Source organism: Pollutibacter soli (assembly GCA_029269725.1).
Classification (GTDB): domain Bacteria; phylum Bacteroidota; class Bacteroidia; order Chitinophagales; family Chitinophagaceae; genus Pollutibacter; species Pollutibacter soli.
In genome coordinates this window covers 172,086-195,862 of the sequence record JARJHS010000011.1, presented here as the reverse complement: position 1 = coordinate 195,862, position 23,777 = coordinate 172,086, and the positions used below count along the sequence as shown (strand labels likewise).

General features: G+C 41.8%; 18 protein-coding genes. 9 read left to right on the top strand and 9 right to left on the bottom strand.

Annotated elements, in window-relative coordinates; translation table 11 throughout:
- Positions 1-8: 8 nt before the first annotated feature.
- Entirely contained in the window at positions 9-764 is a 756-nt protein-coding gene (locus P2W82_RS22095; RefSeq protein WP_336518126.1) for a class I SAM-dependent methyltransferase, read from the bottom strand.
- A 137-nt stretch (positions 765-901) separates the two neighbouring features.
- Here P2W82_RS22095 and P2W82_RS22090 point away from each other — a divergent pair, with 137 nt between their 5' ends.
- Positions 902-1,750: an FkbM family methyltransferase gene (locus P2W82_RS22090; protein ID WP_336518125.1), complete on the top strand. Its 849-nt coding sequence runs from the start codon at positions 902-904 to the stop codon at positions 1,748-1,750.
- Positions 1,751-1,871: 121 nt separating this feature from the next.
- On the opposite strand, the gene P2W82_RS22085 is transcribed toward P2W82_RS22090, so the two are convergent.
- Entirely contained in the window at positions 1,872-4,259 is a 2,388-nt protein-coding gene (locus P2W82_RS22085; RefSeq protein ID WP_336518124.1) for a 3-hydroxyacyl-CoA dehydrogenase/enoyl-CoA hydratase family protein, read from the bottom strand.
- Between the two features lie 204 nt (positions 4,260-4,463).
- Here P2W82_RS22085 and P2W82_RS22080 point away from each other — a divergent pair, with 204 nt between their 5' ends.
- On the top strand, positions 4,464-5,780 hold the full coding sequence (locus tag P2W82_RS22080; RefSeq protein ID WP_336518123.1) for a glycerate kinase type-2 family protein: 1,317 nt from the start codon (positions 4,464-4,466) through the stop codon (positions 5,778-5,780).
- Between the two features lie 89 nt (positions 5,781-5,869).
- On the opposite strand, the gene P2W82_RS22075 is transcribed toward P2W82_RS22080, so the two are convergent.
- The gene (locus tag P2W82_RS22075; protein ID WP_336518122.1) at positions 5,870-9,679 is read right to left on the bottom strand and encodes a hypothetical protein; all 3,810 of its coding nucleotides are present in this window, start codon (positions 9,677-9,679) and stop codon (positions 5,870-5,872) included.
- A gap of 289 nt (positions 9,680-9,968) precedes the next feature.
- Between P2W82_RS22075 and P2W82_RS24845 the strand changes: the two genes are divergently transcribed.
- Positions 9,969-10,154 (top strand): four helix bundle protein, encoded by a 186-nt coding sequence (locus P2W82_RS24845; RefSeq protein WP_419555729.1) that lies wholly within the window; start codon positions 9,969-9,971, stop codon positions 10,152-10,154.
- Between the two features lie 188 nt (positions 10,155-10,342).
- Here P2W82_RS24845 and metG read toward each other — a convergent pair whose 3' ends face one another.
- Complete coding sequence (gene metG / locus P2W82_RS22070; RefSeq protein ID WP_336518121.1) at positions 10,343-12,454, bottom strand: methionine--tRNA ligase; 2,112 nt, start codon at positions 12,452-12,454, stop codon at positions 10,343-10,345.
- Positions 12,455-12,519: 65 nt separating this feature from the next.
- Between metG and P2W82_RS22065 the strand changes: the two genes are divergently transcribed.
- The 4 genes from P2W82_RS22065 (at position 12,520) to P2W82_RS22050 (ending at position 16,130) form a co-directional block, all read left to right on the top strand.
- Entirely contained in the window at positions 12,520-12,834 is a 315-nt protein-coding gene (locus tag P2W82_RS22065; RefSeq protein WP_336518120.1) for a hypothetical protein, read from the top strand.
- A complete protein-coding gene (locus tag P2W82_RS22060; protein WP_336518119.1) occupies positions 12,827-13,852 on the top strand; it encodes a S66 peptidase family protein in 1,026 nt (341 codons plus the stop codon). Before P2W82_RS22065 ends, P2W82_RS22060 begins: the two co-directional genes overlap by 8 nt.
- A 5-nt stretch (positions 13,853-13,857) precedes the next feature.
- Positions 13,858-14,778, top strand: a complete 921-nt coding sequence (locus tag P2W82_RS22055) for a S66 peptidase family protein (protein ID WP_336518118.1) — start codon at positions 13,858-13,860, stop codon at positions 14,776-14,778.
- A 416-nt stretch (positions 14,779-15,194) separates the two neighbouring features.
- Positions 15,195-16,130: a hydrogen peroxide-inducible genes activator gene (locus P2W82_RS22050; RefSeq protein WP_336518117.1), complete on the top strand. Its 936-nt coding sequence runs from the start codon at positions 15,195-15,197 to the stop codon at positions 16,128-16,130.
- 48 nt (positions 16,131-16,178) lie between these two features.
- Here P2W82_RS22050 and P2W82_RS22045 read toward each other — a convergent pair whose 3' ends face one another.
- The 4 genes from P2W82_RS22045 to xseA form a co-directional block, all read right to left on the bottom strand.
- Positions 16,179-16,550: a hypothetical protein gene (locus tag P2W82_RS22045; protein ID WP_336518116.1), complete on the bottom strand. Its 372-nt coding sequence runs from the start codon at positions 16,548-16,550 to the stop codon at positions 16,179-16,181.
- Positions 16,551-16,651: 101 nt separating this feature from the next.
- Positions 16,652-17,431, bottom strand: coding sequence for a CPBP family intramembrane glutamic endopeptidase (locus tag P2W82_RS22040; RefSeq protein ID WP_336518115.1), 780 nt, complete (start codon positions 17,429-17,431; stop codon positions 16,652-16,654).
- Positions 17,432-17,538: 107 nt separating this feature from the next.
- On the bottom strand, positions 17,539-17,745 hold the full coding sequence (xseB, locus tag P2W82_RS22035; protein ID WP_336518114.1) for an exodeoxyribonuclease VII small subunit: 207 nt from the start codon (positions 17,743-17,745) through the stop codon (positions 17,539-17,541).
- Positions 17,738-19,210: an exodeoxyribonuclease VII large subunit gene (gene xseA, locus P2W82_RS22030; RefSeq protein WP_336518113.1), complete on the bottom strand. Its 1,473-nt coding sequence runs from the start codon at positions 19,208-19,210 to the stop codon at positions 17,738-17,740. Before xseA ends, xseB begins: the two co-directional genes overlap by 8 nt.
- A 93-nt stretch (positions 19,211-19,303) precedes the next feature.
- On the opposite strand from xseA, the gene P2W82_RS22025 reads away from it, so the two are divergent.
- Both P2W82_RS22025 and P2W82_RS22020 read left to right on the top strand, forming a co-directional pair.
- On the top strand, positions 19,304-20,101 hold the full coding sequence (locus P2W82_RS22025; protein ID WP_336518112.1) for an alpha/beta hydrolase: 798 nt from the start codon (positions 19,304-19,306) through the stop codon (positions 20,099-20,101).
- Between the two features lie 211 nt (positions 20,102-20,312).
- Complete coding sequence (locus P2W82_RS22020; RefSeq protein WP_336518111.1) at positions 20,313-21,128, top strand: alpha/beta hydrolase; 816 nt, start codon at positions 20,313-20,315, stop codon at positions 21,126-21,128.
- A 1,128-nt stretch (positions 21,129-22,256) separates the two neighbouring features.
- Here P2W82_RS22020 and P2W82_RS22015 read toward each other — a convergent pair.
- Complete coding sequence (locus P2W82_RS22015; protein ID WP_336518110.1) at positions 22,257-23,660, bottom strand: Gfo/Idh/MocA family protein; 1,404 nt, start codon at positions 23,658-23,660, stop codon at positions 22,257-22,259.
- Positions 23,661-23,777: the final 117 nt, after the last annotated feature.

Below are 23,777 nucleotides of genomic sequence, written 5' to 3'. Positions count from 1 at the left end.
GCATTAGATTACAATGATTTGTCCCGCAATTTTCCCATGCGCATAAAAACGGGAAAACGAATTTGTTTTTCCTGATCCGCGGGCCAGCTGCGTAGAAGCTGTGCTTCAAGATCAACAATCGGATCCTTCTTATTGATTCTGATGTAATTTTTTACAGCGGACCAGGTAGATAGATAACCCAACAGATCTGCACGGGTCCATTTTTTATCGATGCTGAATTCAGGTGTTTCCAATTCCAAAAAAGGAAAAGGGATGTTTTGGTAATGACCATCGACATATTTTCTTTCAGAATCCCAGTAGGGTCCGGTTACATCATGATAAAAAGCTTGTGTTTCCCGGTCCGTTTTTTCATCGTCCATTACATTAAACATTCCATAACCGATAGCTGCAAATACTCCACCGGGCTTAAGTGTGCGGGCAACTTCATGGTAAAATGCGTCAAAATTAAACCAGTGTATTGCCTGCGAAACCGTGATCATATCAAAATAATCTCCCGGGAAATCAACCTTTTCTGCAGGCTGAATGGAGTAGAAAATATTGGGAGCCTGAACGGCATTTGAAATCTGGCTCGAAGAAATGTCGGTTGCGTAAACCTCTGCGAAAACTAATGACATCGGTCCGGCAACCTGTCCGTTTCCGGTGGCGCAATCCCATAATCTTCCAACCGCATTTGCTTTTGATGCGAGGAAATGAAACAAGGCCTCCGGGTAAGTAGGTCGGAATTTTGCGTACAGATCAGAGCGGGTGGAAAAAAGGTCTTTCATCCAGGTAACATTATCGCTTCAAAGATATTTAAAAATGCCCTTATGCTTCTAACACCAAAGCTTTCAAAGGATTTTGTAATTAAATTCAATATGTATAGATTCACCGACGTAACCTTAAAATAAGCTTAAAGCTAACCATGTTCAAGAGCGTTCTTAATTACTTCCAGAAATCATTTGAGCGTAAAAAAGCTCGTCGGGTAGTACAGGAATACGAACCCAGGATTGATCGTTTCCGTTTAAAAGATGGAGAAATAGAGTTTGCTAATTGGAAAAATCCGCTGGTTGAACAAATCGTGATTACCCAGGGGATGGTGGATTTTTTCGGAAAGTTTATACAACCAGGTGATCTGGTGGTGGATATCGGGGCAAATATCGGAGACACCACCGTTCCAATGGCGCTCGCCGCCGGAAAATCGGGAACTACATTGGGGTTCGATCCGAATCCATTTGTATTTAAGATCCTGAAAATTAATGCAAAGCTGAACGAAACAAAGCACAATATTGTTCCCCTGCCATATGCTATTTCTGTAAACGAAGAAGAGTTTTATTATGTTTCTGAAGAAGCCTCATTTGGTAATGGTGCTATTTCACCTACCAAAGAAGCCGGCAGGTTTAAATTTACCTACCCCGAAAAAATCAAGGGCATCAATCTGAAAAAATTTCTTGAGGAAAATTATCCTGCCCAGATCGACAAACTTTCATTTATTAAAATTGATACAGAAGGTTACGATAAGGAGATCATCAAATCGATCCCGGATCTGATTGAAAAATACAAACCTGTTATTGTTGCAGAAAGTTATGGTAAAAGTTCTGCTGAGGATAAAACAGATCTATTCAATTGCATTAGCAAATTAGGATATGATCTTTTTTACTTTAAAGATTTTGATGTCAATACATCATCGGCTGAGATTCGCGACAGCACAGATTTGATCAGCTATAAAAAGACGATCAATTTTTGCGCGATGCCCAAAGGCAGGAAGTTTTAGGGCTCCAACGTTTAAAGTTAAATGCAAAACGCGGGCCTAGGAGTCTTGGGCCCGCGCATACAATTAGCAATTTTCAGCTTTCGGAGTTATCAGATTTCGGCGTTTGACGTTCAACTTTAAACTAGTTCCTGATAGGTTTCCCTGTCTTTAACACGCCCTGTATTCTTTCCAGTGTTTTTCTTTCACCACAGAGACTAAGAAAAGCCTCTCTTTCCAGGTCGAGCAGATATTGCTCGCTGACAGTAGTTGGTTCGCTGAGATCTCCCCCGCACATAACGTATGCGAGTTTGCGTGCAACGAGTGCGTCATGATCTGTTGCATAGCCTGCGCGCCACATACCATTGATTCCTGCAAGCAAAGCTCCGAGGCCTGATCGGCCCAATACTTTAATATCACTCCTCTGTACCGGTGTCGTATAACCGCTATGGAATAGTTCAAGTACGGATTGTTTTGCTTCACTGATTCTGCGCGCAGGGTTCAGAATGATTTCGTCATGGCCTTTTCTGAGAAAACCAAGATCAAAACCTTCCTGTGCAGAAGTTGCCACCTTTGCAGTTGCAATCGTCAGAAATCTGTTTTTAAGCGTGATCGTTTCTGGTTCATCCTCATGCATTTCGTCAGATGCACGCAACACAAATTCTTTAGTACCCCCGCCGCCTGGAATAAGACCAACACCCAGCTCTACCAGACCGATATAAGTTTCGGTAGCCGGACAAACTTTATCTGCATGCAAACTTAATTCGCATGCTCCTCCCAATGAAAGCGCGTGAGGCGCAACTACCACGGGAACAGAAGAATATCTGGCCCGCATCATAGTATTCTGGAACATTCTGATACCCATGTCCAGCTCGTCATATTCTTCCTCAACGGCAAGCATGAATATCATTCCCACATTAGCACCTGCAGAAAAATTAGCGCCTTCATTCGCAATTACAAGTCCTTTATATTTTTCTTCTGCCAGAGAAATACTTTTTTGAATTCCTTCAAGTACTTCTCCGCCGATGCTTCCCATTTTTGTATACCATTCCAGGCCGATAACATCATCACCCAAATGATAAGCGCGACACGCACTGTTCTTCCAAACGGTTTCATTTTCAAATTGCTTCATCACGATGAATGCAGACTCCTGGCCAGGTGCAACAGTACTGATGTATTCTTTTGTTACCGGTGAGTAACAGAGTTTTTTGCCGTCGGCAACTTTGTAAAACTGGTGATGGCCTTTTGAAATCATATCGTCCACCCACGCAGCAACTGGATAGCCGTTTTTCTTCATGTTCTCAACAGTCTTAACAACACCCAGCGTATCCCAGCTTTCAAAGGCACCGATTTCCCAGCCGAAACCAGCCATCATCGCATCATCAACGCGATAGGGTTCATCAGTTATCTCGGGAATACGATTGGAAACATACGAGAACAATCCATAGTGAAACTGCCGGTAAAAATCTCCGGCTTTATCCATGCCTGTACACAAAGCTTTCAATCTTTGTTTCAGATCTTCGATTGGTTTGGCAGCATCTACAGACGGAAACTTTGGCTTTTTTCTCGGGCCATACTCCATCGTTTTCAGATCAAGTGTAAGTATTTCCTTTTCACCTGAAGCTCCTTTCGTCTTTTTGAAAAATCCCTGGCCCGTTTTGTCGCCCAGCCAATTATTATCGACCATTTTCTGCAGCCATTCCGGGATCTGGAAATTGTCACGCGTTTCATCTGCAGGACAATTTTCGTAGACACCCCTGGCCACTTTCACCAGTGTGTCGATGCCTACAACATCTGCAGTTCTGAAGGTGGCGGATTTTGGCCTTCCAATGATGGGACCTGTGAGCGATTCGATCTCATCGATATTCAATCCCATCTTATCCATCAGTTTAAAAATGGACATGATGCCAAATACCCCGATCCTGTTTGCGATAAACGCCGGTGTATCCTTACAAAGCACCGTTGTTTTTCCAAGATAGAGATCGCCATAATGCATCAGAAATTCAACAATGCCAGGATCGGTATTCGGAGTGGGGATAATTTCAAGTAATCTTAAATATCTCGGTGGATTGAAGAAGTGTGTTCCGCAGAAATGTTTTTTAAAATCATCGCTTCTGCCTTCAGCCATCAGGCGGATAGGGATACCCGAAGTATTCGAAGTAATCAGTGTTCCCGGCTTTCGATGTTTTTCAACCTGCTCAAAAATCTGTTGTTTGATATCCAATCGCTCAACTACAACTTCAATCACCCAGTCGCAATTGGAAATTTTAGACATGTCGTCAGTAAAATTTCCAGTGCTTATTTTTTTGGGAACATCTTTGTTATAAACTGGTGATGGATTGCTTTTGAGTGCTGCAGCAAGTGCATCATCAACAAGTTTATTACGCAGTTTTTTATCTGATGAATCAACTGCTTCTTTGGGAACCATGTCCAGCAACAACACCTGCAAACCCACGCCTGCGAAATGGCAGGCAATCCTGGATCCCATTACACCGCTTCCCAATACAGCAACCTTTTTTATTGTTCTTTTCATATAACAAGATTTTCAGCTCAGTGGTAAACACAAAATAGTTAGCTAAACAACTATCTCAACCGAAGATAATAAATTACAGACAATGGTAAAAACCTGAAGTTTTGCGTTTAACGTTTTACGTTGAACGTTTTACGTTGAACGTTTTACGTTGAACGTTTTACGTTGAACGTTAACAGCACATAATGAAATGGTTATCTTAGTGATATGCGTAAACGGGCCCGTGAAATTTATGAAGCTGCTATTGCAGCCGTTCAGCCAGACAGATTGATTCGAAAAAATCTTCGGATGGAAGGCGATGAATTGTTTGCCGGTGATTTTAAATATAAGCTTGAGCCCGGCACTCAAATTTTTTTGCTTTGCGTGGGTAAAGCCGCCGCTGCCATGGCAATTGCTGCTGAGGAAATTTTGGGAGAGAAAATCGGGGATGGCCTCGTACTCACGAAATATGATCATAGCCTGCCGTTAAAAAAACTCCGGATAATAGAAGCTGGTCACCCCGTTCCTGATGAGAACAGCAGACGCGGAGCAGAAGCAATCTTATCCATTTCAAAACAAGCACGGCCGGCCGATATTGTAGTATTGTTACTCAGCGGCGGTGCATCTGCATTGATGAGTGATCTTTCTGCGGGTATAGATGTGACGGAATTCGATTTGCTCACGAAGCAACTTTTAAACAGCGGCGCAGATATCAAAGAATTGAATACAGTACGCAAGCATTTATCCTTTTTAAAAGGAGGTCAACTTGCAAGGCTTGTATCACCGGCAAAATTGGTTTGTCTTGCGCTCAGCGATGTTCCTGGTGACGCACCTGATATTATTGGAAGTGGTCCGACGGTTGCTGATCTTTCAACCTTTGCAGATGCTGTTGAAGTTCTAAAAAAATATGAGTTGTGGAATGGTGCCGGGCAATCAATAAAAAAAAGATTGCAGGAGGGCGTGGAAGGAAGAATTGAAGAAACTCCGAAGCCTGGAGACAAAGATTTGGTAAACTCGGATTATAGGATCATTGGGAACAACCGGGTTGCTGTGGAAGCTGCTGCTGAAAAAGCAAAATCTTTAGGCTATCAGACTGTCATATCGTATAAGGAATTATCTGGGGAAGCTGCAGAACAGTCGATTGCTTTCCTGGAGGATAGCCTTTCCCGGGAAGGATCTCTTCCTCTTTGTGTTATAGCGGGAGGAGAAACAACAGTAACGGTGAAGGGCAGTGGAAAAGGTGGTCGTAATCAACAGATGGCATTGTCGTCAATTGCATATGCGATGAAAAATCAGGCAGCTCTTCAAAAGAACTGGTTGCTGCTTGCCGGATCAACAGATGGTACAGACGGCCCAACCGACGCAGGTGGCGCTTTCGCTGATACTGAATTGATCAATGCATTGAAAAAATATGAAGTTGATCCTCAGCCCTGGCTCGACAATAATGATGCGTATAATTTTTTTAAGAAATATGGAGGACTGCTGATGACAGGTCCAACGCAGACAAATGTGATGGATATTTTAATTGTGTTACGAGAGTCATAGTCACTGCAGGTATGAGTCTGGCATGTTAACCAACTCCAGACTCCCGGCTGTTTTTCCTCCCGCCTCCTTACTCCTGCCTCCCAGCTATTTCAGAAATTCATTTTCTTTACTTCCCGGTGATTTTTCCTGTCTTGTTTATTGACGCCTTCGATACCAACACTATTCAATGCTCCGCTGATTACGATTTTCATCCAGTAATTGAAGATGCTTTTATCGCGAATGCGATCCCAATAAACGGTTCCCGTTTTTCTCATATTTTTTCCGCGAAGCAAAATATTATTTGCAGCAAAGTTGATCAAACGCGTAATTACAGTTTTCCTTGAGTTGTCTTTTTTGTTCAGATAACTGACATGAAGGTTTCGATAGTACATCTGCATCTTACCACGGGCAACTTCATCGTCTCCGACAACGACCATTTGAAGTGTATCTAATGAGCCGCGGTCAACTCTTGCTGAAGCCAATGGTTCAAGTATGGTATTTAATGCTGGTAATCCAAATGGACCGATCTGAAGATTGATTTTAAAACCATGTACCGGATCATAATAAGATTCTTTGTACTTCAAATGAAGTCTGACAGTATCAAGAAAATTTGAGCTGGCAGTGAAAGTCAAACTATCGTTTTCCTGTTCTCTTTCAAGATTGTGAAAATTGTAAAATGACGCATTGGTGTTGGCAAATCTTACTATGCCTGTCCTATGCGTCTTGTCATTAATTTCTTCATAGGTAACAAGTCCGTTGTACAACCGGACGCTATCGGCACTAACAGGGAAGGGTATCTGTTTTATCATGCCGGTGGCGAGAGGTTTGATAAAACCCGCTTCAAATGGAAGATGCATGTCTTTGTAGATGTACAGCGTTGGATTGTGCATCTGCATAAAACCACCATGAATAATACTATCCTTGCCCCTGGTTTGAAAATCAAATTTTTCGATCTGGACTTTTCCGGAAGAGAAACTGATATAATTTCTTCTCACCGTTTGCATCTGCATAAAGGAATCAGCGCTGATCACTGGTCGCCACGATATGCTGTCTGTTTCGAAATAATCCGTTGTACTATTGAATAAAATTCCTCGTGCTGTAATCCGGTCTTCTCCATCAGTGTAATCAAGGTTGGAAGCATAGAAATTAAGATCCGGGTTCTGAATTAGAATTTTAGGCAATGTCATCCGGCGGTTGTTTCCGATCGACAGGTTTCGGACAGCCAGGTCAGTTGCAACAATATTTTTATTTTTTCCGGTATCTGTTTTAATAAGAAAATTTATTCCAGGCAGTACAGCTTCGTTGATGATGGCTGACCATGCAGCAGGAGTTTTTCCATCGGCTCTTTGATAGCTGACATCTTTCAGGTTAAAAAGTTGTTGCTTACCAGCGAGAGAATTTATCTCTGCATGTTCATTGCTGAATTGTAATCCCGGCGAGTTCGCCATTATTTTTTTTGCTGAAATTGTCTTGCCATCTGATTTAACCTCATTCATTTTTAACGAAGAAATTTTCATATCCCGATAAACAGAAGTGGATGGCAGAATAATTTTTGGATCGATCAGTTCCAGTTGATCAATATCTGCAAAAGGGATTTTTCCATTGGAGGAAGCACTATCCGACACAGTTGTCGTATCACGAATTTGAATGGTTGGTTGAAATACCATTAACTGCTCAATTTTGTTCTTCTTATCGAGTATGCTCGCGAGGTCTGAAACCACCTGTATTTTTGGAAAGTATCCTGAAATATTCTGACGGCTTCCTTTGATATCCAGTTGCACTTTTTCGAGTATGGATACCTGCTTGTCATTGAGAAAATAAGTACCTGCATTAACAGCAATCGACTCATTGTTGAACCGGAGTTGATCACCTTTTACGGAAAGGCCCCTTATCTCGGGCATCCCTTCATCAGTTATTTTCACATTTCCCGTTGTGACAACAGAAAGGAATGTCTTCATCGTCAGTGCATCTCCCTTGATGTCTACAGAAGTATTCTTTCCGTTGGTATAAGCCCATTCTGCAACGAAAGATTCAAGAGCAGATGGAACATCTTCTTCTTTTTTTCTGTAGTTCAGGATAATGCCAGCTTTCTGCCAGGATACTGAATCAGCAGTAAATTGGAATGGAGATTTGCGTTCGATATTTTTCAGGTTAATATGTTCAGCGGTAATCGCATTTCCTGGTTCATTCCCGGTGTAGGTAGCGGCTTTTAAAAAAATCGACTGATCTTTTCCGTTATATATACCTTCCGACAGGCGAAACTCCCTGCCCTTGTTCCGCAGAAAACCGTTTTCAAAAGAAAAGCGATCAATACTGTTGATCAGTTCACCCGCATCGTCAGCATTTAAAAGAGAATTAGCTTTGATACCGGTATTGAAATGATCCATCTCCAGGACAGTACCATCTCCGGATTGAATAATCACTTTTGCATCGCTCAGGATCAGTTGGTTGATTTCAAAATTGTCTTTGAATCCATCAAGGACCCTGTACAAACTTCCTCTTTGTTTTTTCTTTCGCGTCTGGCTGTGGATTTCAACCTCGGGTCTTACCAGGATAGCACGTTCAGCAAAAACTTTGTTGTTGTAAATCAATTCTGCCCAGGTAATATCTTCCAGTTGGAAAGCCCTCGTTTTTACTTCACGCCAATCGGCATTATGATTACTGCTATTGGGTGCAATGGCAAAGTTGCTGAGTGATAACCTGTTTTTTAGTAATTGTATACTATCGAAGCGAATCATATATGCGCTGTCCCGGGAAAATCCTTTATAGTCGCGGATGGCAAAATCAAATCTTTCGACCTGGATAGGTACTTCGGGATCCTTCAGGATCAATAAACCCATCAGGTTGAAATTGCTTTTTTTGGAAGTGTATGTCGTTACTCCTTCTCCGCGTTTTACCTTGATATCAATTCCGGCATTTAATACGTTTATCGCCCTCAGATCGAGATTGGCAAAGAGGTTTTTAAAAGCAGCTTCGAGACTATCTTTTTCTCTTTTCTTTGATGAAAAAACAGAACCTGCTGCGGTATTTTGTACTTCCAGATTGAAACGAATCTCAGGATTAAGACAAACGGTACTGTCTACACGAATAATATCTGCTCTCGACAGTGCATTCAGATCCGTGTTGATCAGTCGTAGAGTATCAACGAATACTCCGAAATCAGCAGTGGAATTTTTTGTTTTGTTTCCATAGATATAACAACTGTCAATTTCGATATGACGGGTTTCGCTGTTCAATCTGAACCTGCTGAAGCGGAGACCATGAAATCCATCAGGGAAAATAATATCCTGGTTATGTGATTCGAGCAGGATTTTGTCGGTAAACAGAACGCGCTTTCCGGCATCATATCCAGAAGATTCGCCGAAATTAGTGATGGTAAGATCGATGTTGGAAATATGTATCGGCGGCGATTCAGGATCGTATTGTCTTATCAGCGAAAAGCTACCATTTCTGATGGCGAAATGGCGGATCTCCATTTTGCTGATCACTTCTTCGATCGACTTATAAATTTTTGAAATCTCTTCCGGCAACGAGATCTTTTTATTTTCTGATGGTTTTGTTTTTATTACTTCCACAACTGGCTGTGTACAATCCAGTGAATCGATGGTAAATGTTTTGCGGAAGATGATGGATTGAAGCGAACCGGTATTCAAAACCATCTTTTTCAATTGTATTACATAGGAAGTGCTCTGATCAGCTGAAGGAGCAGAACTTATCCTGGGATTGAGCACTTCGAACTGTTGCTTGCGGAACGAATACCTTACTTTCTGACTCGCGATTTCTATTTTTCCTTTTGACTCGGAACGTACGAATTCACGTAAAAGATATTGGGCATTGTAAATCACCCAGATGTATGCACCCAGGAATAGCAAAAGAAGGATGCCAATGATAATTCCGGAAATTTTTAAGATACGCTTCATCAGGCGGTAATCACAAATATCGGATTGATAACGAATAGATTAGTGATTTAGGTATTTGGTTTACAGATTTAACTTTTGGGAGAGGTAAGGCAGCAGGCAGCAGAAAAATTCACGGAATCCTGCGAGGAAAAAGCATGCAAACTGGTTTAAGGAACCTTGGTGCCGCTTTTTTCTTATAGTAAAGTCATATCAATAAAATAAAGGGAATGCAGGATTGGGGATACAGGAAACTTTTCGTTTGGCATAGATCGATGGAATTAGCAAAGCAGCTTTATTTCCCAAGCGAAAAGTGGCCTGCTCAGAAAACTTCTCATTAAAAGCGCAAATAAGGAGGGCAGCGATTTCAATCAGTTCTAATATCGCAGAAGGTTCAGCACGAAGCAGCGCCGCCGAAAGAAAAAGATTTTATACAATTGCCCGTTCATCACTTGTCGAAACAAATTCACAATTGGAATTGTCGGTAATGCTTAACTAGACTGGTACATCAGATTTTGAACCTGTTAATGTTAACATGGTGGAAGTCTTCAAAATGTTGTCCAAGATGATTCAATAACAGGAGAAGTGAAATCAAGATCGATATGACTTCACGATCCTGATTTCGAAATCTGATTTTATTTTCAAAGCATGTCAGCACCGGTCTGCTGCCCGCTGCCTACTGCCTGGCTAACTCACTTTCGCTCCCGCTGCGATCTCCTGCGCCGGCTGTACAAAATACAATTTCCCCGCACTATCCTCAGCCATCAGAATCATTCCATTACTCTCTATGCCTTTCATTTTTCGCGGAGCAAGATTGGCTACAACCACTACCTGCTGACCGATGATCGAGTCAGGTTCAAAATGTTCCGCAATACCCGATAGAATGGTTCTTTTTTCAAAACCAAGATCCACTTCCAGCTGAAGAAGTTTATCGGCTTTCTTCACTTTGGTTGCAGAAAGAATTTTGCCGGTAAAAAGTGAAATCTTCGCAAAATCATCGTAGACAATTTCCGCTTTCATTTCAGGTTTTATTTCTTCCACAGGAACTTCCGCAACTGCAGTCGATGGCTTTGCATTTGACTTTAATTTTTCAACCTGGTATTTAATCTCATCATCTTCCACCTTGCGGAACAGCAATGAAGGTTCTCTCAGGCTATAGCCCGGACTTAACAATTTCTGTTTTCCTGCATTTTCCCAAAACAGAATTTTCTCCACCACTTTAAACATGTGCAGCATCTTTTTAGATGTAGACGGCAGCCATGGATTAATAAAAATCGCAAGGTTAGCCGAAAGCTGCAGACATACATGCAGGCAGTTGTCGATTATTTTCTGATTCTCAGGATTTGTTTCCAGATTTCTGGCAAGGATCCAGGGTTCTTTTTCCTGCATGTACCTGTTTCCTTTTCTTGACAATTCAATCACCTCGAACAGCCCTTCACGAAAACGGAAATGCTCAATGCAGTCTTCAACAACTTCCTTTGTTTTCATGAATCCGGCCAGCATGTTGCGGTCTTTATCATCCATCACATCTTCATGCAGCTTTGGTACTTTTCCGCTGGTGAGTTTGTGCATGAGCACCATCGTGCGGTTGACAAAATTGGCAAAAACGGAAACGAGTTCATTGTTTACTGCATCCTGGAAACCTTTCCAGGTAAACTCGCTATCCTTTGACTCCGGTGCAATCTGAGTAAGATAGTACCTGAGCATATCCACCGTTTGTTCGCCACCGTTATCCTTGTTTACAAAATCATCGATATAATCCTGCATATCGATCTTCCAGTTGCGACTTGTACTCATCTTATCTCCTTCGAGATTCATGAATTCATTTCCGGCAACAAACGAAGGAAGGATATTTCCATGCAGGTTAAGCATCACCGGGAATATGATGCTGTGAAATACGATATTGTCTTTCCCGATAAAATGAACCAAGCTGGTATCCTTATCATACCAGTAGGGTTTCCAGTCTTTACCGGCATTTATTGCCCATTGTTTTGTTGCACTGATATAACCTATAGGGGCATCAAACCATACATACAACACTTTGCCTTCTGCATCTGTCAGCGGCACTTTTATTCCCCAATCAAGATCGCGGGTTACTGCCCGGGGTAATAAACCTCCATCGATCCAGCTTTTGCACTGGCCAACCACATTGGCTTTCCAATCGTTTCCGTGTTCTTCCAGGATCCATTTCCTGAGAAACCCTTCATGCTTATCCAGCGGTAGGTACCAATGTTTGGTGGGTCTTTTGACCGGTGTCATTCCACTGAGTGTACTTACTGGATTGATGAGCTCATCAGGGCTTAGGGTTTTACCACATTTTTCACATTGATCCCCATAAGCCTGGTTGAATCCGCAGTTGGGGCAGGTGCCTTTGATGTATCTGTCGGCCAGGAATGTTCTGGCTTCTTCGTCATAATACTGTTCACTTTCAAAAACCTGGAACTCATTTCTGTCGTTCAGGTAAGTGAAAAATTCCTGTGATGTTTCATGATGCAGCGGCTCGGAAGTACGATGATAGATATCGAAAGATATTCCCAGGTCCTCAAAATTCTTTTTACAGATTTCGTGGTATTTATCGATGATCGCTCTTGGAGTCGTGTTTTCTTTCGCAGCCTGGATGGGTATGGCGGTTCCATGTTCGTCGCTGCCGCAGACAAAAACCACATCGCGCTGTTGGGCACGCAGGTACCGCACATAAGTATCCGCAGGTAGGTAGGCACCCGCGAGGTGTCCGATATGTTTATAGCCATTGGCATAGGGAAGGGCGGAAGTAATCAGATATCTTTTCGGTTGCTGCATAAATCAGCCCGGTTAAACGGTTTTGCCTGCCGGGGGCTGCAAAAATACCGCAAAATCGCCGACTGGTGACAGTCGACCTGGGCGGTCTAATAAACCTGGCAGGTCTTTCAAACCTGGGAGGTGTTTCAAACCTGGGAGGTGTTTTAGACCTGGCAGGTCTTTTAAACCTGGGAGGTGTTTTAGACCTTGCAGGTCTTTCAAACCTGGGAGGTGTTTTAGACCTTGCAGGTCTTATAAACCTGGGAGGTGTTTCAAACCTGGCAGGTCTTTTAAACCTGGGAGGTCTTAGACCTCCCAGGTTGTGGTTTTGGAAACCTGTCTTCTCTGAACTATTTTTAGACTTTGTTCCTAATGTCCTGAAACAACCTGTGCATGAATAGAAAAAATTTTATTCGTTCCGTATCCATGTCAGCTGCTGTAATCGGCAGCGTTTCTTCAGCGTCAGCAGCATCAGAATCATCTGATGCCCAGGCAATCATACCTCCTTATCTCAAACCTGGAGATACGATTGGGATCAGCGCACCAGCCGGATATATCCTGGATAAAGAAATACAGCCGGCAAAACTTAAACTGGAAGAATGGGGATTTAAAGTCCGAATTGGCTATACCGTAGGTAAACGTGATTTTAGTTTCGGAGGAACGGACGACCAGCGGGCAAATGATCTCCAGATCATGATCGATGATCCGAACGTAAAAGCAATTTTATGTGCACGCGGAGGCTACGGAGTAACGAGGATTATGGATAAGCTCAGTTTCACCCGTTTCAGGGAAAAACCAAAATGGATCATTGGTTTCAGCGATATCACCGCGCTTTTAATCCACGTCAACAGGAATTTTAATACTGCTTCGATCCATTCCAAAATGTGCAACAGCTTCCCGGAGAATTGGGCGTCAGCAGAACCACAGATACAGGAATCCATTTTATCAATCAAGCAGGCACTGACAGGAACGAAGATGAAATATACCATCCCCGTTTCCCCGATGAACCGAAAAGGCATTGGAACGGGGCAACTGATCGGTGGAAATCTTTCCATTATCCAAAACCTGATGGGTACCAACTCTGAAATAAAAACTGATGGAAAAATTCTTTTCCTTGAAGAAGTTGCTGAGTACCTGTACAGTCTTGACCGGATGATGATGAACCTCCAACGTTCTAAAAAACTTGACAAATTATCCGGTATCGTCGTGGGAGGATTCAACCGGCTTAAACCTGATGATCCTGGTGAAGAATTTGGTCGCACGGTGGAAGAAATTATTCTCAGTAAAGTAAGCGCCTATTCGTTCCCGGTATGTTTCAATTTCCCGGTCGGACATCAGAAGTACAATATGGCGCTGAAATGCGGAGTGAAGCATACACTCACCGTCAGGGAAGATACTGTTGAACTCACAGAAATTTAAGTTTCATGGCGGTTAGTAAAATAGTATTTCCCCCATGTCTGAATAAGGGCGCCGTAATCGGCATCACTTGTCCTGCCGGTTATATGCCGATTGAAAAAACGGAAGATTGTGTTCGTACTTTAAAGGAATGGGGATACCATGTTGTCATTGGAAAAACAATTGGACAGCAGTACAATTATTTTTCGGGTACTGATGAACAGCGATTGGATGAGCTTCAGCAAATGCTGAATGATCCTGCAATTGACGCAATCCTCTTTGGTCGCGGTGGCTATGGAATAAGCAGAATTATTGATAAGATAGATTTTCGTGCATTCAGAAAAAATCCCAAATGGCTGATTGGTTTCAGTGATGTGACTTTGTTGCATACGCATATCCATCGCCAATTTCATATAGCAACTATGCATGCTCCGATGGCGGGTGCTTTCCGCGATGGAGGCTATAAAAATCAATACATCGGTTCTCTTCATAAAGCGCTGACAGGAAAAAAGGCGAGCTACAACAGTTCGGTGCACGAACTAAACAGAAAAGGTAAAGGCGAAGGACAGCTGATCGGTGGAAATCTCACAATGCTGGCACATGCATGCGGCACATCATCAGGTATTCAGACTGACGGAAAAATTCTTTTTATTGAAGACACAGGGGAGTACCTGTACAATATCGACAGGATGCTGATTCAGTTAAAGCGTAATAGCGCTTTGAACAAACTTGCAGGGTTTGTGGTTGGCGGATTCGATTCCATGAAAGACACAACTGTTCCGTTCGGTAAAACGCTTGAAGAAATAATTCTTGATGCAATAAATGAATTTGATTACCCTGTCTGTTTTGGATTTCCGGTGAGCCATGAAACAGCAAATGTTGCTTTGAAAATTGGTGCAACTTACAGGCTGATTGTCTCGGGTAAAAATGTTTCGCTTAAAGAAAAGTAAACGCAGAATCTGAATATAGAATTAATTTTCTTTCCTCAAAATACATTTTCCTCTACTACAATCGGGATCGACGCCTTCCCGGTATGGTAGATATCAAAACCTGGCGAAATAAAAAGCCTTGTATTCCGGATAGATTAAAAAACAAAAAAGTTCCGTAACCAGTAACGGAACTTTTTAGGAATAGTTGTTCAGAGATATGTGTCAAACAGGAACACCATTCTGCTTTCACGATGAATGATAATCATCGCTACTGCGACAGTCAACCAATAAAATCTCTTGTGTCAGCCTTTTGCTGTGCAGAATCAGGTCGTGGAAATTCAGAAGTAAATACAAATTTGAACCATTTAAAATTATAATTATCATCAATTAACTAAATAATCTGATAGGCAAAATCTATCAGGGCGTAACTTTGCAGCATGACACTGACACAACTCGAGTATGTTGTTGCTGTAGACAATTGCCGCCATTTTGCTACTGCGGCTTCGCGCTGTTTTGTTACTCAGCCTACGCTGAGTATGCAGATTCAGAAGCTCGAAGAGGAGTTGGGCATCAAAATTTTTGATCGCAGCAAACAGCCTGTAATACCTACTGAGGGCGGACGGGAAATAATTGAACAGGCAAAAAAAGTACTCGCGGAAAAAAGTAAGATAACTGAACTGGTTCAGATCCGGAAAGGTATTCTCGCAGGAGAGCTAAGGATCGGAATCATTCCAACTCTCGCGCCATATTTACTTCCGTTGTTTCTGAAAAGTTTTAACGCTAAGTTTCCTGAGGTAAAGCTCATCGTAAATGAGATGATGACGGAGTTTATTGTACAGCGTCTTCGCGAAGGGAGGATCGATGTAGGTTTGCTGGTTACGCCTTTACAGGAAAAAGGAATTCGCGAACAGCCTTTGTTTTATGAAGAACTTGTGGCCTACGTATCGAGGAAAAATGCAGCTTATGAAAAAACATATGTGCTGGCACAGGACATCGATCCGGAAAAATTATGGCTGATGGAGGAAGGACATTGCTTTCGCTCACAGATCGTAAACCTTTGTGAATTGAGAAAAGCTTCTGAAAGTGGCAGCCATTTTGAATATGAAGCCGGTAGTATTGAAACTTTAAGAAGGATGGTTGATCTGAATGATGGGATCACGATTTTACCTGAACTCACTACCCTGGATATGGGTTCTAAACAGCAGAAGCAGATCAGGCATTTTAAATCGCCTGCCCCGATGCGCGAAGTGAGTATGGTTACGCATCGCGACTTTATGAAAAAGCAACTGATAAAAGCTTTGCAGGAAGAAATTATTGCAGCAGTTCCCGATTCTGTAAAGGATAACAAGAGCAAGAATGTAATTCCATTGTAAAGATGCAACGGATTACACCTTTACCGATCAGCAGCAGCCATAAAGAAACTATTTCGCAAAATATTTTTCGGATTTCAATGGATGTCCCAGGTATATTAGTACTAAGGGAATCAGTAAAAAAGGAATTTCCATGAATGCAGTTTTGTAATTGCCGGCTCTGAGCGCGAAAGACATCACAATGAGTATCCCGAATGCATTGAGAATATTCCCGACAAAAAATGTTTTCGGTACCAGTGTGAGTATTGCGGATACAATCGCAAGTATTGAAACTCCGGTGAGCACTGGTTTGCTGATTCCAAGATCTGTCATCATTTTTATTTCCTCCGCACTCATTTTACCGGACAAACCAGCCCATCCATGTTTAATATTCAGGTAAGCGGTGATGAGTATTAAAATGCCGCTGATGATTTTGGCTATCATAATTCATTAAAAGATTAAATTGAAAATTGGAATACTGCTGTCAGGAAGTTACGAAAACGATGAAGCGAAATAACCAGTTCATCTGTTCAATTGCTGGAGATTTACAAGTAAAAAATCGCTCCGATCATTCCAAGGTTAAATCCTGCATGACAAATAACTGTTCCCCAGATGGAAGTTGCTTTTTCTTTAAAATAGAAGAAAATTCTGCTGACTAAATACATCGCTCCAACCCATATCAGTGCAGGTACAAAAAGAAAGTGCCAGCGCTCATTTATAAAGACAATTCCAAAATGCGCAAGATGGGTGAATGCAAAAAGGAGACTGTCGATAACAGACGCTTTCTTTTCATTCATCGATTTTGCAAAACCTGTATGTACAATCGCGCGAAAGAAAAATTCTTCGCCGACAGGACTAAAACTCATTCCTGTAATCGCAAATATGGCGAACATCACCAGCTTATCCGTATCATTTGTATTTTCCGGTAAACGATAAGACCTGCCGATATAATTGTACCAGTTGCTTTCTGTATTTCCATACAATAGCATTCCCGAAAAATGAAGAATGACTGCAAAGCCGAGACCAGCGGCAAACGCGGATAATAATACCGACCATCTTTTTGTACTCACGATACCCGCTTCCCTTCGGCCATTACGCGTAAGAAACAGGAAAGGCGTAAGCGCAGATAGCACCATGATAATTCCAATTGCGTTGTAGTTGCCAATTTCATTGGCCTGCAACACGAGGAAAAACCGCGGAATACAAATAAGTAGTGCCAATCCGAGGCTGAATTTCCAGTTAAAAGAAAAAAGCCTGTTCCAGAAAGGATAAAGTAAAGAATCGCTCCCGTTACTGATCATTTTATTACCCGGTGCCAAATGCAAACACCGTCACTAATTTATAAAAATGTGATTTTACAAAATTGGTTTCCTGAGCAGGATGTAGTTTTTTTGATTGGCTGGACATAAACAGTGATATCAGAACTCCTGTATTACGCCTCTCCGTTTTCCAGTTCTTTCAGAATCCTGTTTACATCTTCTTCCGTCGAACTGAGTTTTGTTTTGCATATATTGATAAGGAATGCTGCACGCTTTACTTTTTCCGAAAGTGCATCAACAGAAATTTCTCCTTCCTCGATCTCGGTTACAATTTGCTGTAATTCTTCAAACGCTTCTGTATAACTGATCTTCTCACTCATCTTTTTTTAATTTTTCTATTGATTCTGCAATACTTGTCACATTACCGGAGTAAAGAGTTGTACTCAAGTGATCTCCCGGATTTACATCTTCCGCATTCCGGACCAGTTTTCCCTTTGATCGAGTAATGCTGTATCCACGGCGAAGGACATTCTCCGGACTCAAATTTCTAACATTCTTCTCAATGGAATCAATCCTCAGCAGGGAATAACTAATCTGTTGACTCACCTGCTGCCGGAGTTGATCGGCGAATTGTTCAACTTCCTGCTTCTTTGCTTTTATTGACATGACACTATCTTTCTGTAATATTCTACCGGAATTTTTTAGATTCATTCTTCCTGCACCGATGGCCTCTGCTGAACTTCTTGTCAAAGAAAATTTAAGATTATTCAGACGGGCTCGTTCATGATGAAAGCGAAAACTGATTTGTTTCTGCACAGCAGTTCCGATCTGATCAGCGAAGTTTTTGTTTCGTAGTAAGATATTTTCAGTAACCGATCTGAATAATTTTACTGTTGACAGGAGCGCGTATTTGTTTTCAGCAATAATACTCTCCGCAAATTCAATAATCCTCGCTTCCGCTTCCTGTACCGGAACTGAAAAATCATGAAACTGCTGAATCAGGTATTCGGCCAGTTTCGTGGGGGTGATGGCATTCTGAAATGAAACCAACTCGGCGACAGTCTCATTTGTGGAATGACCTATGCCCGTAATCACCGGTGCCGGAAATGTGCATATGGTTTGGGCAAGCGTATAATTGTTGTAGCAGGACAGCCCGATATCTCCACCGCCTCCCCGGATGATGGCTACAACATCAAAATGCGCAATAACTTTCCGGATTCGGTTAAGCTGAGCTGTTATCTCCGCTGCAGCTTTGTCGCCCTGAAGTACCGCCGGAAACAACATATGGAAGAATCGATATTTCCATGGATTTTTACTAATCACATCGATGAAATCCGCATATCCTTTGCTGCTTTCCACGGAGATAATTGCAATCCTTTGCGGAAGCAGTGCCAGAGGAATAAATTTGTTCAAACTAAAAACACCTTCCTGCTTCAACCTGTCAATAGATTCCTGTTTTTCTTTTTCAAGATCTCCAAGTGTAAATGCGGGATCAATTTCAAGAATCTGTAATGCTAATCCATGAACCGGGTTAAAACTGATTTTCGCGAGGAACAGAATTTTTATTCCGTCTTTCAAAGGCTCTTTCAGTGTTGCGCGGAATTTCTGATCTGCTCTCAGATAATCATCCTTCCACAAATTTGCTTTCATCTGCGCCGTAATCTTTCCTCCTGATTTCTCCACCAGTTCCGGGTAGCAATGGCCTGAATGAGGATAGTAATTGAGTTTATTCATTTCTGCTTTCACCCAGAATGCAGAACCATACCTGCCCGCCAGCGTTTGCTGAATACTTTTGCTTACGTCCAGCAACGTAAATATTTTCCTCTCCTGTGACTGATCAGCCATGTGCGGAAGATAGCTGAAAATTTCTTTTTAAATGTTTAGTGTTAATCTGATACAGAGATCAGCTTATCGCGATTTTTTTTTAATTTCCTGAATATGATTTTTCTCCTGGTCAGCTGGTGGTATATACTTGGCGGCTACCTGCTCGTTCTCGCGGTTGCTTATTTTATCCAGGAGAAACTGATCTTTAAGCCCGAAAAACTTGCCCAGGATTTCCAGTTTAAATACGATGCTCCTTTCAGCGAATTGTTTTTTGATATTGAACCAGGTGTGAAAATAAACGGATTACATTTCCACAGGGAAAATCCTGCCGGACTCGTTTTATATTTTCATGGAAACACCCGCAGTATAAAAGGCTGGGCCAAGTATTCCGGAGATTTCTATCGATACAATTATGATGTGGTTCTTGTGGATTATCGTGGTTTTGGAAAAAGTACAGGAAAGCGATCGGAGGAAGGCATGCTGAATGACATGCAGTTTATCTACAATGATCTTAAATCGAAGTATCCGGAGAAACACCTGATACTTTATGGCAGAAGTATCGGAAGTGGATTTGCAGCAAAACTGGCTTCAGATAATCATCCGCGATATTTAATACTTGATGCGCCTTACTACAGTTTCTCAAAAGTCGTTGAACGGTTTTTACCGATTCTGCCGGTGAGATTTGTGCTGAGATATCATCTTCGCACAGACAAATGGATCCAATCAGTCACCTGTCCGATATACATTATACATGGTACAAAAGACCGATTGATTCCGTTAAAAAATAGTATTCGTTTGCAGCAGCTCAATCCTGGAAAAATTACGCTGATACGTATCCATGGTGGCGGACATAATAACCTTCCGTCCTTCCCTGAATATCATAATTTTATACGCGATATTTTGCAATACTAGGCAGCAGGCCGGCCTGAGAAGGCAGGACTGAGAAGACAGCAGATCGGTGTAAGATCGTTTAGAATCCCTGCAGATACTATGCTGTTACCCCGGCTGTATTTTCTGTGTTTTGACTTTAGCTGGGTAGAAATCAGTAGTAAAAGGGCAGAAGGGTAAATGGGAAAATTTGAAGATGAATGCCGTTCAGGATAGTAGTAAATAAATGGAATAAATGAATCGGAAAAGAATCAAAAGAATTATTCAATGGGTTGTAATTATTTATTGCCTTCTGGGAACTGCTTTATACTACCTGCAGGAAAAAATGATTTTTCATCCGACTCCGATTGCATTTACTGATACGTTCAAGATCGACAGGCCCTTCAAGGAAGTTAATATCCCATATGATCCACATACAAATCTTAGTATCATCAAATTTGAAGTGCCTCGCGAAAAGAAAAAAGGTGCCGTACTCTATTTTCATGGCAATATGAAGAATGTTGAATACTATGCACCTTTGACTGAAGAATTTCAGAATCGGGGTTACGATGTATGGATGCTGGATTATCCGGGTTATGGAAAATCAACGGGAAAGATTTCAGAAAAGCTTATGTATGAATTTTCTGAGCAGATGTATAAAATGGCGAACAGTGAAATTAATGCCGATTCAATAGTGCTATACGGTAAATCTCTCGGCACTGGTCTTGCGTCTTATATCGCTGCAAAAAAAACAGCAGCATACCTCATCCTTGAAACACCATATTATAGTATGCATTCCGTTGCATTCAGCCGTTTCCCAATTTATCCTGTAGCGATGATGATGCATTTTGAATTTCCTACTTACTCCTATCTCTATGAATGTAAAACTCCCGTTTTTATTTTTCATGGAACAGATGATCGTACAATTTCATTGTCCAGTGCTCAGAAGCTAAAAAAATATCTCAAGCCAGGCGATGAGTTTTTGGTTGTTGAGGGAGGCAAACACAATGGTCTTCAAAAAAATCTGCTGGTTCAGAAAAAACTGGATTCTATACTCGGAAAAGTTTTTTGATTTTCTAAGCTGCCCTAAAAATATCACCAATAAACTCTTAATTACTACTTACAGATTACTACTAACCACTTCTGCTGTCTGCTGTCTTCTGTTTAATCGATCATTTTCTTCCAAAAATCGTCTAATTACATTCAATCATCGAATTGATTTTCAAACGCAAAAACTGCGATGCATATTTGTATTGTCAAGATTGATGAGTCAACCCTAAGCCCTTTAGAAAGATAAAAAACACCCTTCGTCCCGAACAAAAATTAAACGGTCCGTTTTTCCCGTACCCTTAAAAAGGCGGACCCAAACCTGAACCCGGAAAGAAACAAACATGTTGGATTTAATGCTAACCTTGCGAAACCTGGAAGCAAAGCGGAAAGAAAATGAAACCACAAAGCCGCTATGCGAATTTCAACAATCTCTGAATGACTAGATTAAAAAGTTCCCGCCGAAAGCGGGAACTTTTTTTTGAAAGACCGGGAGAAATATTTTACAGAATTTTCCTTTCAGAATTATCCGTTTGATATCACCCCTCGCTTCCAATTCCGTCTATGGTGGACACCATCCGGAAAACCACCAGATTTACACTAAGGGTTTAAAATTATCTGTAACAGGAAATCTGACCAACGTGAAATAACGTTTTCCAGACGTTTTTTTCTCCTCGCATAAGCGGATTTTTGATTTTTTAGCACAAAAAAATGTGCATTAAATCAATAATTCCACAGTTTTTTTATGAAAGCAGTTATAAAGTGGGGTGGCCATAGATTTTGCCGGAAGGAATGTCAATAGCAAATATGGTCAGGATGAAGCTATTAGCTTTCAGCGCGTGTAATTGCTGACAGACTTGCGGTAAAAAAAGAGAAGGCGTACAGTAGTTTTACTTTGCTGGCATAATTTTTTTGGAACAACTTTAAAGGCGGTTAAGATATCCTAACCGCCCTTGTTTTAAATCCACTTGGTATGAAAAAAATCTATGCAACCAATTTCGGAATTTGCCTGGCGATGATCCTTGTGTTTTATGTGATGATGGTTTTCTTTACAAAAGTATTTTAAGTGCTGAATGTTGATTCACGTCGGCTGGCGTCATCAGTAATACCAGATCTGTGTTTTATGTTGATGGCTCGTTTATGTGAATGAACATTATTTGTTCACGGCACGCACCGTCGTTGTACCACCACCGTTGAGCGTAAGATCATGTGGAGTATTTGTCTTCCATTTCCCACGTGTGAAATCTGGTACATCAACTGTGCGTGATCTTTTTGCAATGGAAGCTTCACTTAACGGAGCAATAGAACTCCACAGCGCCGCATCATATACATCCTGGTCGAGTGGCAGGCCATTGCGGAGACAATCAATCAGTCTCCAGTCCATGATGAAATCCATACCTCCATGTCCCCCGACATTTTTAGCGATATCACCGATATGTTTTACAATCGGAGGAGTATACTTTTCTTCGAGCGCTTTAAACTCTTCTGCTTTCACCCATTCGTGACCAAAAGCGATTTTAGCTGGTGACGGCCATTTCTGCGCCATACCCTTTGTTCCACTGATAAGATGAATCCGACTATACGGCCTCGGAGAAGTAACATCATGTTGTACCATGATTGTTTTTCCTTTCTCTGTTCTGATCAAAGTGGTATTCATATTACCACGGAATTTTTTATCTGCAAAAGGTTTATAGAAATCATCTGTTGCAGCTTTTTCTTTCGCCATGGCACCCATCTGAAAATCATTTGTGGACATTGACACCAGATGATCCATTCTGTCACCACGATTGATATTCAGGCATTGCGCAATCGGACCAAGTCCATGTGTTGGATAAAGATCTCCGTTCCTCGTGGCATTTTCTTTTAATCGCCACATATCAACGTAACCATCTTTTGCAAAATTAAGCGAACGCAGGTCGTGGATGTATGCGCCTTCTGCATGAACAAGTTCGCCAAACATTCCGTTGCGAGCCATGTTCAAAGTCAGCAATTCAAAAAAATCATAGCAGCAGTTTTCAAGCATCATGCAATGCTTTTTTGTTTTTTCTGATGTTTCCACCAGCTGCCAGCATTCGTCGAGCGTTCTTGCTGCAGGTACCTCTGTCGCTGCATTTTTTCCTGCTTTCATCGCCGCAACTGCCATCGGTGTATGTAAGGACCAGGGTGTGCATATGTACACAAGATCGAGGTCTTCGTTTTCGAGCATGGCTTTCCATCCGTCATTTCCATCATAGCCTTTTGCTGCAGGAAGCCCGGATTTTACAAGTGCCTGGTTTGATTTTTCAACACGATCTTTAAGCTTATCACAGATGGCTTTAATTTCGATGCCTTCAATAAAACTTACACGTTGAACGGCGTCGCTACCGCGCATACCCAGACCGATAAACCCGATCCTGACCTTGTCCATTTTTGGTACGGCAAAGCCGGACATGTTTACAGCATCCGGCAAAGAAGGATAGTTTAGAGCGTACGCATCCTGGCTGTGCAATCCTGCAGCAACAGCACTGCCACCTATGGTGATATTCCTCAGGAACTGTCGCCTGTCCGTTTTACTCATATGGGTAATTTTTGGGGTTGAAGATAATGATAAGAAGTGAGGAGGCAGGAGACAGGAGGCAGGAGATTTAACAGAAAGTTTTTCGTAACAAGCATTCAGTGGAAGATATTTTACACT

What these genes read in the sequence shown, in the direction of transcription:
- P2W82_RS22095 (WP_336518126.1), bottom strand. Translation starts at nt 764, where the DNA reads ATGAAAGACCTTTTTTCCACCCGCTCTGATCTGTACGCAAAATTCCGA.
- P2W82_RS22090 (WP_336518125.1), top strand. Translation starts at nt 902, where the DNA reads ATGTTCAAGAGCGTTCTTAATTACTTCCAGAAATCATTTGAGCGTAAA.
- P2W82_RS22085 (WP_336518124.1), bottom strand. Translation starts at nt 4,259, where the DNA reads ATGAAAAGAACAATAAAAAAGGTTGCTGTATTGGGAAGCGGTGTAATG.
- P2W82_RS22080 (WP_336518123.1), top strand. Translation starts at nt 4,464, where the DNA reads ATGCGTAAACGGGCCCGTGAAATTTATGAAGCTGCTATTGCAGCCGTT.
- P2W82_RS22075 (WP_336518122.1), bottom strand. Translation starts at nt 9,679, where the DNA reads ATGAAGCGTATCTTAAAAATTTCCGGAATTATCATTGGCATCCTTCTT.
- metG (WP_336518121.1), bottom strand. Translation starts at nt 12,454, where the DNA reads ATGCAGCAACCGAAAAGATATCTGATTACTTCCGCCCTTCCCTATGCC.
- P2W82_RS22060 (WP_336518119.1), top strand. Translation starts at nt 12,827, where the DNA reads ATGAATAGAAAAAATTTTATTCGTTCCGTATCCATGTCAGCTGCTGTA.
- P2W82_RS22055 (WP_336518118.1), top strand. Translation starts at nt 13,858, where the DNA reads ATGGCGGTTAGTAAAATAGTATTTCCCCCATGTCTGAATAAGGGCGCC.
- P2W82_RS22050 (WP_336518117.1), top strand. Translation starts at nt 15,195, where the DNA reads ATGACACTGACACAACTCGAGTATGTTGTTGCTGTAGACAATTGCCGC.
- P2W82_RS22045 (WP_336518116.1), bottom strand. Translation starts at nt 16,550, where the DNA reads ATGATAGCCAAAATCATCAGCGGCATTTTAATACTCATCACCGCTTAC.
- xseB (WP_336518114.1), bottom strand. Translation starts at nt 17,745, where the DNA reads ATGAGTGAGAAGATCAGTTATACAGAAGCGTTTGAAGAATTACAGCAA.
- xseA (WP_336518113.1), bottom strand. Translation starts at nt 19,210, where the DNA reads ATGGCTGATCAGTCACAGGAGAGGAAAATATTTACGTTGCTGGACGTA.
- P2W82_RS22025 (WP_336518112.1), top strand. Translation starts at nt 19,304, where the DNA reads ATGATTTTTCTCCTGGTCAGCTGGTGGTATATACTTGGCGGCTACCTG.
- P2W82_RS22020 (WP_336518111.1), top strand. Translation starts at nt 20,313, where the DNA reads ATGAATCGGAAAAGAATCAAAAGAATTATTCAATGGGTTGTAATTATT.
- P2W82_RS22015 (WP_336518110.1), bottom strand. Translation starts at nt 23,660, where the DNA reads ATGAGTAAAACGGACAGGCGACAGTTCCTGAGGAATATCACCATAGGT.